12 protein-coding genes are annotated in these 12,247 nt (G+C 38.9%); 4 read left to right on the forward strand and 8 right to left on the reverse strand.

Going from position 1 to position 12,247, the window contains the following annotated elements:
* Nucleotides 1-77: 77 nt before the first annotated feature.
* Nucleotides 78-884 (reverse strand): SDR family NAD(P)-dependent oxidoreductase, encoded by an 807-nt coding sequence (locus FLK20_RS00910; RefSeq protein ID WP_152654679.1) that lies wholly within the window; start codon nucleotides 882-884, stop codon nucleotides 78-80.
* 141 nt (nucleotides 885-1,025) lie between these two features.
* Between FLK20_RS00910 and FLK20_RS00915 the strand changes: the two genes are divergently transcribed.
* From FLK20_RS00915 to FLK20_RS00925, 3 genes are all read left to right on the forward strand, one after another.
* Nucleotides 1,026-1,769: a glycerophosphodiester phosphodiesterase gene (locus FLK20_RS00915; RefSeq protein WP_152654680.1), complete on the forward strand. Its 744-nt coding sequence runs from the start codon at nucleotides 1,026-1,028 to the stop codon at nucleotides 1,767-1,769.
* 102 nt (nucleotides 1,770-1,871) lie between these two features.
* Nucleotides 1,872-2,789 (forward strand): ribonuclease Z, encoded by a 918-nt coding sequence (gene rnz, locus FLK20_RS00920; RefSeq protein WP_152654681.1) that lies wholly within the window; start codon nucleotides 1,872-1,874, stop codon nucleotides 2,787-2,789.
* Nucleotides 2,790-2,831: 42 nt separating this feature from the next.
* Nucleotides 2,832-4,211: an aldehyde dehydrogenase gene (locus tag FLK20_RS00925; protein ID WP_152654682.1), complete on the forward strand. Its 1,380-nt coding sequence runs from the start codon at nucleotides 2,832-2,834 to the stop codon at nucleotides 4,209-4,211.
* Between the two features lie 124 nt (nucleotides 4,212-4,335).
* On the opposite strand, the gene FLK20_RS00930 is transcribed toward FLK20_RS00925, so the two are convergent.
* Together FLK20_RS00930 and FLK20_RS00935 are read right to left on the reverse strand one after the other, a co-directional pair.
* Complete coding sequence (locus tag FLK20_RS00930) at nucleotides 4,336-5,589, reverse strand: DNA polymerase IV (RefSeq protein ID WP_152654683.1); 1,254 nt, start codon at nucleotides 5,587-5,589, stop codon at nucleotides 4,336-4,338.
* Nucleotides 5,590-5,686: 97 nt separating this feature from the next.
* Complete coding sequence (locus FLK20_RS00935) at nucleotides 5,687-6,814, reverse strand: M20/M25/M40 family metallo-hydrolase (RefSeq protein WP_152654684.1); 1,128 nt, start codon at nucleotides 6,812-6,814, stop codon at nucleotides 5,687-5,689.
* A gap of 200 nt (nucleotides 6,815-7,014) precedes the next feature.
* Between FLK20_RS00935 and FLK20_RS00940 the strand changes: the two genes are divergently transcribed.
* Complete coding sequence (locus FLK20_RS00940) at nucleotides 7,015-7,143, forward strand: DUF4044 domain-containing protein (RefSeq protein ID WP_152654685.1); 129 nt, start codon at nucleotides 7,015-7,017, stop codon at nucleotides 7,141-7,143.
* 254 nt (nucleotides 7,144-7,397) lie between these two features.
* Here FLK20_RS00940 and FLK20_RS00945 read toward each other — a convergent pair whose 3' ends face one another.
* From FLK20_RS00945 to FLK20_RS00965, 5 genes are all read right to left on the reverse strand, one after another.
* Complete coding sequence (locus FLK20_RS00945) at nucleotides 7,398-8,390, reverse strand: aromatic acid exporter family protein (RefSeq protein WP_152654686.1); 993 nt, start codon at nucleotides 8,388-8,390, stop codon at nucleotides 7,398-7,400.
* 71 nt (nucleotides 8,391-8,461) lie between these two features.
* The gene (locus FLK20_RS00950; RefSeq protein ID WP_152654687.1) at nucleotides 8,462-8,893 is read right to left on the reverse strand and encodes a BrxA/BrxB family bacilliredoxin; all 432 of its coding nucleotides are present in this window, start codon (nucleotides 8,891-8,893) and stop codon (nucleotides 8,462-8,464) included.
* Between the two features lie 78 nt (nucleotides 8,894-8,971).
* The gene (locus FLK20_RS00955; protein ID WP_152654688.1) at nucleotides 8,972-10,240 is read right to left on the reverse strand and encodes a dihydrolipoamide acetyltransferase family protein; all 1,269 of its coding nucleotides are present in this window, start codon (nucleotides 10,238-10,240) and stop codon (nucleotides 8,972-8,974) included.
* 15 nt (nucleotides 10,241-10,255) lie between these two features.
* Complete coding sequence (locus FLK20_RS00960; RefSeq protein ID WP_152654689.1) at nucleotides 10,256-11,239, reverse strand: alpha-ketoacid dehydrogenase subunit beta; 984 nt, start codon at nucleotides 11,237-11,239, stop codon at nucleotides 10,256-10,258.
* 2 nt (nucleotides 11,240-11,241) lie between these two features.
* On the reverse strand, nucleotides 11,242-12,246 hold the full coding sequence (locus FLK20_RS00965; RefSeq protein WP_152654690.1) for a thiamine pyrophosphate-dependent dehydrogenase E1 component subunit alpha: 1,005 nt from the start codon (nucleotides 12,244-12,246) through the stop codon (nucleotides 11,242-11,244).
* Nucleotide 12,247 lies beyond the last annotated feature (1 nt).

The following is a 12,247-nucleotide window of genomic DNA, read 5'->3' on the forward strand; positions in this document are numbered from 1 at the left end:
AGTTAAAAGAAACAGACCTGCCTCACGAAGGAGCGTTATCCTTGTTTGAAGCAGATCTGTTTCTTTTATGGAATCTATTATTTCTTATCAAATTGAGATTTCAAGATTTTCTCCATTAATCCAGGGAATAACCGATAGAAAATACTTCCTGCCTCCATCCACCACGGCATATTTATTTCTCTTCTATTAGTAAATAAACTATAAACTACTTTCGAAGCAACTTTTTCAGGCTGAAGCATGTATTTTTCGACGTTTTGCTGATAATTCCCCTCCTTATCAGCCACATCAAAAAAGCTTGTTTTCACAGGTCCGAGATTGACAGAGGTGACAGTCAGACTGCTTTGTCTTGTCTCTTGTCTGAGTACATTCGTAAACCCCAGCATGGCATGTTTAGAAGCAGCATAGCCTGCTGCTTTCGGTGTTGGTAACTTTGCAGCCTGAGAAACAATGTTTATAATATGTGATTTCCCTTTAAACTGCAGAAAATGCGGTAAAAATGCTTTTGTATATTGAATCCCTGCTAAAACATTGACTTGAAACATTTCTTCTACATCTTCTATATTTAAATCCTCTACGGAATCAAAGACGCCAAATCCTGCATTATTAATTAACCCATGAATCCGTTTCTCTTTTTTCATTATTTCATTGATTTGTTCTTCAATTGCCTCTTTTGAAAATGTTTCAATCGGGTAAATCTTACAAACATCATTGTTCGCCTCTATTTCATCAGCCAGTTCCTCCAGCAATTCTCCCGATCTTGCTATTAAAACAGGTATACCTCCATGAGCGGCTATTTTCTTGGCAATCTCTTTGCCAATCCCTTTTGATGCACCAGTAACAATAATTTTCTTGCCATTGACAAAACGATTTTTTCCTATTCTCATTTTTATCGATCCTTACTTCATATAATTATTTAAATGGACATACTATTATATATATTGTACAACGAAACAATAGTCCAGTACACCTGTTTAAACATTGACTTATAAACGAAAATCTAACACAATAAGATAGGAGGTGACTCGATGACGTCCATTATTGCACACCGGGGAGCAAGCAGTTATGCCCCTGAGAACAGTTTCCCGGCATTTAAACTTGCTTACGAAATGAAGGCAGATGGAATTGAAACAGATGTTCAGCTTACGAAAGATAATATCCCGGTCCTTTTTCATGATGAAAACTTATATCGAATTTTTGGAGAAAAAGGATGGATTAATCAATATACGCTGACCGAATTAAAACAATTGGACATGGGGAAATCCTTCCATTCTAAATTTGCGGGCGAAAAAATAGTGACACTTGAGGAATTTCTTATTTGGATACAAGATAAACCATTAATACTGCATTTAGAACTGAAAAATAATAAGATCATTCATAAGGATCTGGAGAAAATTACATATCAGCTTGTCAAACAGTATCAAATGTTAGATAAGACATGCTTTTCTACATTTTCGGATGTTAGTATCTCCCGTTTGGCGAGCTTACCGGATGTTTCAAATATCGGCTGGCTAACAAAGCGCCCCAAAAGAAATCTATTAGCATATGCTTTATCTATTGGAGCAACCGCTATCCATATCAGACATACACTCTTGCGGCAGCGGCTTATAAATGATGCGGTGAAAAACGATGTTCCTGTCAGGGTTTATACGGTTAATTCATCCCGCCTTTTCCATCGCTGTTTTTCATACAAAGTAAACAGCATATTTACAGATGTACCCGACAAAGCATTTGCTGCACGTAAAAAACTATATCGGAGTTTTCTGATTTAAAATTAGGAGTTTATACTATTTTTTAACCTTATAGATTGATGATTACTGCATATTTGGGTAAAATTTTAAATTATAATAAAAAATTAAGGTGAGATGGGACATATGGAGATAACCTTCTTAGGCACTGGAGCCGGCCTTCCTTCTAAAGAAAGGAATGTAACAGCCATCACGCTCAGTATGCTGCAGGAATTGAATGAAGTTTGGCTGTTTGATTGCGGAGAAGCAACACAGCATCAACTGCTTCATACAAAAATTAAACCAGGAAAAATAAATAAAATCTTTATTACCCATATGCATGGGGATCATATTTATGGCTTGCCGGGCTTTCTCAGCAGCCGTTCTTTTCAAGCAGGTACAGATAGACCTTTAACCATTTATGGTCCAAAAGGGATAAAGGAATTTATTCAATCTGCTTTAAAATTAAGCTATACCCATTTAACTTATCCTCTTACCGTCATTGAAATAGAAGAAGGATTATTGTTTGAAACCGAAGCGATTAAAGTATATACAAAAAAGCTGGTACATGGTGTCCCAAGCTTTGGCTTCCGTATTGTTGAAAAAAATAAGCCCGGGGAGCTGCTTGTTGAAAAATTAAAAGCCAAAGGGATACAGCCTGGTCCTATTTATGGAGAAATTAAAAAAAATCCTTCTGTCACGCTGGAAAATGGCAGTATAATTTACCAACGTGATTTTATTGGCCAACCTAAGAAAGGGAGAGTCATCTCCATTCTTGGCGATACGATCTATCAAGCATCGCATAAAGAATTTGTAAAAAATAGCGATCTGTTTATTCACGAAGCCACTTTTGCTGCAGATAAAGAGACACTTGCAGAGGAATATTTTCATTCAACAAACACACAAGCTGCCAAATTAGCATTTGATGCAGACTGTAAACAATTAATTTTGACACATATATCTTCAAGATATCAATTACCGGAAATGGATCCATTTCTGGAAGAGGCGAAAAAAGTATTTTCGAATACATTCGTCGCCAAAGATTTTAGTGTGTTTTCATTATAGCTTGAACATCCTCTTGAAGTGAGAAAGGGAGAGACAGATTTGATGACCTTACAAGAAAACTATCAACAAATCGTTGATGATCATCGAAAATATGTTGATCAAGGAAATACGATTGATTATACTTTTCGCAAACAACAATTAGAAACGATAAAAAAGATACTAAAAGATTATGAAACAGAGATATATGATGTGCTGAGAAAAGATTTAAATAAACCTGATCATGAAATCATGCTTACAGAGATTGGCATTATTCAAAATGAATTGGAGGTTGCTATCAAAAATCTCAGCTATTGGATGCAGCCTGAAAAAGTGGCCTCTCCGTTAACGCATAAAGGTTCGAAAAGCTACATTATAAAAGAACCGCTCGGTGTTGTACTGATTATTGCGCCATGGAACTATCCTTTACAATTATCTCTGGTACCGATTATTGGAGCGATAGCAGCAGGCAACTCGGTTATTTTAAAGCCTTCTGAGCATGCACCGCACACATCAGATTTTCTCGCCCGAATAGCAGAAGAAAATTTTGATCCTTCTTATTTCACCGTTGTTCAAGGAGCTGCTGAGGAAACAACAGAGCTGTTAAAGCAGCGTTTTGATCACATTTTCTTCACCGGCGGAAGTAATGTAGGTAAAATAGTCATGCGTGCCGCAAGCGAGTATCTGACACCAGTAACGTTAGAGCTGGGTGGAAAAAGTCCTGCTATTGTTGATGAAGATGCAAATATCCAAATGGCTGCCAAGCGAATTGTATGGGGGAAGTATACAAACGCTGGTCAGACCTGTGTGGCTCCAGATTATTTATTAGTACAGGAATCTGTTAAATTCAAGCTTTTAAAAGCAATGAAAAAACAAATTAAGTCGTTATACGGAAAGAATGTACTTCAGGGTGAAAATTTTTCAAGAATCATTAATCTGGACCATTTTAACCGTTTAAAAGCATTTTTAAATAGTGACCATATTGTTCATGGCGGAGAATATAATGAGGAAGAGTTAGTCATTGAACCTACTATTCTTGATAAAATAGATTGGGAAGACCCGATCATGCAAGAAGAGATATTTGGTCCGATTCTGCCAGTGCTGCAATTTGAAAATATAGAAGATGCTCTTGCGCTTATTAAATCCAGGGAAAAACCATTAGCTCTTTATTACTTTGGAGAAAATCCAAGAATGCAATCGCAAGTAATGGAATATGCTTCTTTTGGAGGCGGTTCGATAAACGATACATTCTTCCACCTTGCAAATCCGCATCTGCCATTTGGCGGTGTCGGTCAAAGCGGGATGGGAAGCTATCATGGGAAGGCAGGCTTTGATACTTTTTCACACCAGAAAAGCATCTTAAAACAAACAACAAAATTTGATTTTCCTTTTCGTTATTCAGGCGGCACAGTTACTTCGAATATTTTAAAGAAATTTTTATCATAAAACGAAACTTCAATCAGTGGGATTTTTACGGACGGTTATCTGTGATAAATCGCAACCATTAATTCTGATGATCCAATAAATGAAAGCCTTGATTTTATTTTATCTCTGGTAACATAAAATAAAATCAAGGCTTTTTATAATCATCTAAAAAATCTTTTTGAAAGCTTGTTCGTGGCTGCTGTTCTTTATCCTTTTCACTATTTAAAGATAAAAATACATCTTTGCCGTACTTATCAGTCAATTCTTCCATTGTTTCGTAAAACTTTTCCTTCTTGGCATTATCCCGATAGGTAAACAAATCAAGCTGCTCTCCTACCTGCCTTTTCTCCTCTAAATTTTGTAAAGAGACACCTAACAGCCGTACAGGCTCTTCATTCCAATGTGCTTTTAATAACTCTTTTGCAACAAAAAGAATATCTTCTTTTTCATCGATATATCCTTGCAAGGTTTTACTGCGTGTAATGGTTTGATGATTATGAAAGCGAATCATCAATTGGACACTTTTCCCTGTTGCACTTTTCCTTTTCACCCTTCTGGCAACATTCGTAACAAGCTGATCCAGAAGCTGATGAAGCTCGTTCCAATCTGTAGAGTCATGAGCCAGCGTTTGTGAACTGCCGATACTCTTAAAATCGTGTACTGCTTCCGGATCAACTGGACGATAATCGATCCCATTGGCAAGGTTCTTCATTCGTTCTCCGTTTACACCTAATAGCTGCTTTAATTGATACACATCATGTGCAGCCAGATCGCCAATAGTATGAATGGATACCTTTCTCAACTTTGCTGCTGTTTTCTTGCCAATTCCGTGCATTTCTTCAATGGCAAGCGGCCATAGCACTTGAGGCAGCTCTCGCTTCCGCAGGATCGTTATTCCTAAAGGCTTCTTCATATCTGATGCCATTTTTGCCAAAAATTTATTTGGAGCAATGCCGAGACTGCATGGGATATCCAGCTCTGTTAAGATTCTTTGCTGCAAATAGTCAGCAATTTCTATGGGTGTCCCAAATCCTGTTGTATCTGTCACATCCAAATATCCCTCATCAATCGAAACAGGCTGGACTAATGGGGTGATTTCTGCAAGCATCTTGAAAATCGTTCGGGAGGCTTCCCGGTATCTGTCAAAATTAGGACGCATTAATAATAAATCAGGACATAATTTTTTAGCCTGCCAAACAGGCATTGTTGTTTTTACACCTTTTGCCCTTGCCTCATAGCTGCTTGTAACAATAATGCCCTTCCGCTCTTCCGGATTACCGGCGATAGCAATCGGCTTTCCTTTTAACTCCGGATTATGAGCCATCTCTACCGATGCATAAAAGCAGTTCATATCAATATGAAAGATGACACGTCTTTTTGAATTAGCTGATTGGGTCATAGCAGCAACAACTCTCCCTTAAAGAGAGAAGAACACATCCGTCATCGAATGCGCTCTTTCTCCTTTTTTCACAAAATAATTATTGTAAAGATGGGCTTTATCTTATTTTACTTGAGACTTTAACAATCTCTACAATAAATTCTGTTACTTTCACTAAATCCTCTACTTTGATTCGTTCATTGGTCGTATGAATTTCCTTATAGCCGACAGCTAAGTTGACTGTAGGAATGCCGTATCCTGCAATAACATTCGCATCGCTGCCTCCGCCACTTTGTTCTAATTTGCTCTCTCTGCCAATAGCTTTTGCAGCTTCTCTGGCAACCTCAACAACCTGGTCGCCTTCTTTAAAGTGATAACCTGGATATGCTACAACTATTTTCACATCTGCTGCGCCGCCAAGCTCTTCAGCAGCCTCTTCAAAAGCTGTCTTCATGCTTTCTACCTGCTTTTCCATCTTTTCAGCTGATAAGGAACGTGCCTCTGCTAAAATTTCAACATGATCTACAACAATATTGGTTTGCTTGCCGCCTTCAAAGCGTCCGATATTCGCTGTTGTTTCCTTATCGATACGTCCTAATGGCATTTTAGAAATTGCTTTTGATGCAATCGTAATAGCAGAAATACCATTCTCAGGCTCCACACCAGCATGCGCTGTTTTACCGGTAATTGTTGCGTGAATTTTCGCCTGTGTCGGCGCTGCCACAACAATATCCCCAACGTTTCCATTACTGTCTAACGCATATCCATAGCGAGCATTTAATTTAGAAGCATCTAATGCTTTTGCACCCACCAGACCAGATTCTTCACCTACTGTAATAATAAATTGAATCTGGCCATGGGGAATATTGTTTTCCTGAAGTACTCTAATCAGCTCAAACATAGCGGCTATACCTGCTTTATCATCGGAGCCAAGAATCGTATCTCCCTCTGAAGAAATCACACCATCTTTAATAATTGGGCGTATTCCCTTCCCTGGAACAACGGTATCCATATGGGAAGTAAAATAAATTGGATCTGCGCCTTCTTTGGTTGCCGGAAGTGTACAGATTAAATTTCCTGCTCCATGACCAGTTTGCTCTTTTGTATTATCTTCTTCTACCTGAACACCTAAAGCTTGAAATTTTTTGGTTAAAACAGATGCTATCTCACTTTCAAACCCTGTTTCAGAATCTACCTGCACAAGCTCTAAAAATTCATTAACTACTCTTTCCTCATTCACACTCATTTGCGTAACCTCCTACTGAATAGGCTACTATATTTTTTCTTTTTTTTACAGTAGAATGAATTGGATTCCCGGTTCTCATGCATAAGTACATCAAATTTAGAAGAACAATTTTGAAAAAAACAATACGATTAACTTGTCTGATGAATGATTTCACGTTAGAATAACGATAGATGATACCGGTTAACGAAGGGGGATATTTCATGGCAGCAAAACAATCTGTGCAAAAGAAGCGTTCTAAACGTGCACGCCGTACGAAAATCATTATATATTTCATGGTCGCTCTTATGATTATATCAGCAATTACAGCTGGACTAGCAGCGTTTGTCTAAAAGAACTGAAAGCGTGCAAAAAGCGCCCTTACAGGCTAAGAACGCGAAATCATATTACTACTGCCTGTACTCACACGTCCAGGGACGAGTAATCGCAAAAGCTGGGAGCTGGACGTGGCTGTTATTCTATAAATAGATATGCACACACAAACAATTTTATAATTTCCTGGACAAATATAAAGGCAGTGCAGAAATGATTCATTATTTTCCGTACTGCTTTTTGAAATGATTACACCCGTATGTAACAGGAAAGTTTATCTGTCTTTTTTTCTTTTTATCTTCTCTTTCTTCCAAGAAGTTATATCACTTTTCTTAAATTTATTTTTAATAATTAAGTACGCTTCTATTTCATGTAATAATTGAAATAAGTATGCCCGTGTTTCAAACGCTTCTCGTGTTTCCGGCAAATCCTGCGCATGAAATTCCCTTTTTAATTCTGTTAATTGATCTAAAAAAGTAATCGCTGTATTCCCTGGATGAACGGCTTGCGACAAACGTTCAAAGAAATCCGCAATCTCAAGTGCGATATGATCTGTCTTTGGCAGATGTGTTACGTGCGGAAGCATTTTCTTTAACAGTTCAAATTGCCTTTCCCTCATTTTAAAATAATTATAATAGGTATGTTCATTCCGTAATAAATGATTATCTTTATCCCGAATAACTAATTTTTTCGCTTCCATAAGTATGTCCTCTGCAGCTGTAATTTCTCTTCCTTGCCACTTATCATTTTCATCCCGAATATACAAAGAGTATTCATATAAAATACGGCTGAAATTCTCTTCTAATTGCGATTGCAGCTTTTTTAATTTATTATCTAAACTCGGCATATATACATTCAGCAAAAGCCCTATACCAATCCCAATGATAATTAGCACAAACTGCTCCCCAATCAAAGAAAGCGTTATACTCCCGGAACCATATAGATTCAGCATAACAACGGAACTGGATGCAATCCCTGGAGTTGCTTTTAATGCTACAGTTGCAGGAATAAATAAAAGAAGTAATAAAAATATAGAAAAAGCGTGATAGCCAATAAATTCAAAAATGATACATGAAAAAGCAACAGCTGCTGTACACGCAATAAACCGCTGCCATGCACTTAAAAAGGAAGACTTTCTCGATGGCTGTATGCAAAGAATCGTTAATATCCCCGCTGAAATAAAATTTGAAAGTCCAACCCATTGTGCTAAGTAGATCGCAATTGGCGTTCCAATGGCCGTCTTTAAGGTGCGATATCCAATTTTCACCCTTTATGAACCTCCTGATAGATTTTCACATATACAAAGAAGGCTGCCAGATGACAGCCTTGTATTATTACCTATACCTCTTCACAATATTGATCAAACAGGCTTTGAAGCTTCGCGGATACTTCCATGGCACTGTGTCCTTCAATTTCATTGCGTTCTACCATGGCAAGAATTTCGCCATCCTTAAGCAATGCGAAGCTGGGAGAAGATGGTGCGTATCCTTTAAAATACGTTCTTGCCTGCTCGGTAGCTTCCTGGTCCTGCCCGGCAAATACAGTTAATAAATGATCCGGACGTTTATCATAATGAATCGCATTTCCTGCTGCCGGACGGGCTACTCCGCCGGCACACCCACAGGTTGAATTAACCATTACAAGTGTTGTACCTTTTCGTGCTAATGCTGTATCCACTTCTTCAGCTGTCCGAGCTTCTTCGTAACCTGATTCTGTTATATCTGTTCTGGCAACTTTAACGACATCCTGCATAAATAAATCGAAATCCATTGTGCTTCACCCTTTTTACTTAAAATATATTTATAGCTTATCAGCTAGTCATAAAAAATTCAATCTATTAGCACCAGCCTAATAAAGGGCTACAGACGATTCATTCATACCTTCCAGAATTTCTTTCACCCGGGCTAAAAATTTCCCGCATACAAGACCGTCTAAAATACGGTGATCTAAGGAAAGAGATAAATTCACCATATCACGGGCCGCAAACATATCATTGATAATAACAGGCCGTTTGACAATCGATTCTACTTGTAAAATCGCTGCCTGCGGATGATTAATAACACCCATTGAAGAAACAGAACCAAAGGAGCCTGTATTATTCACAGTAAACGTACCGCCCTGCATGTCATCCTGGGATAGCTTACCCTGACGTGCTTTTGCAGCAAGTGTTGTAATATCGCGGGCGATGCCTTTAATTGTTTTTTCATCAGCATGTTTAATCACCGGAACAAATAATTCCTTGTCCTTGGCTACTGCAATGGATAAATGAATATCTTTTTTCTGAATAATTTTATCTCCTGCCCACATGCTGTTAAGCTCCGGAAATTCTTTTAAGCCTTGAGCAACAGCTTTTACAAAGAATGCAAAAGGAGTTAACGAAAAACCTTCTTGATTTTTAAATGACTCTTTGATGCTGTTACGATATGTTACTAAGTCTGTGACATCTACCTCTATCTGCATCCAGGCATGCGGAATTTCCTGCTTTGACCGAACCATATTATCCGCAATGACTTTCCGGACTCCTTTAACAGGAATTTCGATATCTCCGGCTGCACTTTGTATGCTTTCCTTTGGTAGAGAAGGTGCTTCTTTTACAGCAGCTTTTTCCGGTTTGTTCTCTTGAGAAGATTTTGCCTGTGCTGGAGCCGAACCGGCCTTTTCAATGTATTTCTCAACATCTTTTCTGGTAATTCTTCCGCCTCTGCCTGTGCCTTCTATTATGTCTAAATCAATCTGATGCTCTTGAGATAAACGCAGAACCGCCGGAGAATATCGTTTTTTCATAGAGCGGTCTGTATTTTCCGCTTTTTCGTTCATGGCATTTTCTGCTCTTGTCTCTGCTTCTGACGTTACTGCTTGATCCTCAGCAGCGCTTTGATCTGTTTCTATATAACAGATTAACGTCCCAACCTCTACGGTTTCTCCTTCCGCTACGACAAGCTCTGTTATTTTGCCTGTATAGGAAGAAGGGATTTCTGCATTTACTTTATCCGTCATAACTTCAGCAATAGGGTCATACTTATTGACCTGGTCTCCGGCAGAAACAAGCCAAGTACTAATTGTTCCCTCTGTTACACTCTCACCCAGCTGAGGCATTGTTATTTTTTCCATACTCATATTTCTACCTCCAAATTAATATTCTGCAAGGTCACGCATTGCTTTTTCCACTTTATCCGGATTAAGCATAAAGTATTTCTCCATTGTGGGAGCGTAAGGCATTGCTGGAACATCAGGACCTGCAAGACGCTCAATCGGTGCATCTAAATCAAACAGGCAATTTTCGGAAATTATCGCAGCTACTTCACTCATTACGCTTCCTTCTTTATTATCCTCCGTAACAAGTAAAACCTTTCCTGTTTTACTTGCTGCTTCGATAATTGCTTCCTGATCCAACGGATAGACTGTACGCAAATCAAGAATATGGGCTTCTATCCCGTCTGCTGCTAATCTTTCCGCAGCCTGTAATGCAAAGTGTACACCCAGTCCATAAGTAATAACCGTAATATCGTCCCCTTCTCTTTTTACATCTGCTTTACCGATCGGCAGAACATAATCCTCTTCCGGAACCTCTCCCTTTAACAGACGATAAGCACGTTTATGTTCAAAGAATAAGACGGGATCATTATCACGGATGGACGCCTTCAATAGCCCTTTTGCATCATACGGATTAGACGGCATCACAATTTTTAATCCCGGCTGATTGGCAAATAACGCTTCTACCGACTGGGAATGGTATAAAGCACCATGTATTCCGCCGCCGTATGGAGCGCGGATAGTGATCGGGCAATTCCAATCATTATTAGAGCGGTAGCGTATTTTAGCTGCTTCGGAAACAATTTGATTCACTGCCGGCATAATAAAATCCGCGAACTGCATCTCGGCAATTGGACGTTTCCCATACATAGCAGCACCAATCGCTACGCCGGCAATCGCCGACTCTGCCAAAGGTGTATCTAATACACGTTCTTCACCAAATGTATCGTATAGTCCATCTGTTGCTTTAAACACGCCGCCTTTTTTTCCTACATCTTCACCAAGAATAAAGACATTGTCATCTTTTTGCATTTCTTCCTTCAGTGCTGTTGTTATCGCTTGTATATAAGACATCACAGGCATGATTATTCCCCTCCTTCATCCAATTCCTCATAAACATACTTCAACGTATCCTCTGGAGCCGCATATGGGGCTTTTTCTGCGTATTCTGTTGCTTCATTAACAAGTTTATTTACCTTATCATAAATTTCTTTTTCTTGTGCTTCATCCATTATATTCTTGTCTTTCAGCGTTTCAGCAAAGGTAACAATCGCATCTTTCTTTTTCGCTTCCGTTACTTCTTCCTGCTTTCGATAAACACGGTCATCATCATCACTGGAATGTGCAGTGAAGCGGTAGGTTACTGCTTCAATCAGCGTTGGTCCTTCGCCATTTACCGCTCTTTCTCTAGCTTCTTTCACAGCTTGATAAACAGCAATAGGGTCATTTCCATCTACTGTAATTCCTGGCATGCCATACGAAGATGCTCTTTCTGATATCGTTTTGCTGGCAACTTGACGGTCATATGGTACGGAAATCGCATACTTATTATTTTCTACCATTGTAATGACTGGAAGATTGTGAACACCTGCAAAGTTTAATCCTTCATGAAAATCCCCCTGATTGGAAGAACCTTCTCCTAATGTCACAAAGGTCGCAATATCTTTTTTATCCATTTTTGTTGCCAATGCAACGCCAACAGCATGCGGAACCTGGGTTGTTACTGGAGAAGAACCGGTTAATATCCGATTTTTCTTCTGTCCAAAATGTCCTGGCATTTGACGTCCGCCTGAATTTGGATCTTCTGCTTTGGCAAATGCAGACAGCATTAATTCTTTTGCTGTCATACCGAAGCCTAAAACAACTCCTATATCCCGATAGTATGGAGCTACATAATCAGCAGCACGGTCTAATGCAAAAGCAGCTCCGACCTGCGCTGCTTCCTGACCTTGACAGGAAACGACAAATGGTATTTTTCCTGAACGGTTTAACAGCCACATTCTTTCATCAATCTTTCTTGCTAACAGCATCATTTCAAACATTTCTAAAGCCATTTCATCAGTTACATTTTCCCAAGATGTTTGTGCCATT

It is taken from the genome of Oceanobacillus sp. CFH 90083 (assembly GCF_009389585.1).
In the GTDB taxonomy this organism is placed as follows: domain Bacteria; phylum Bacillota; class Bacilli; order Bacillales; family Amphibacillaceae; genus Oceanobacillus.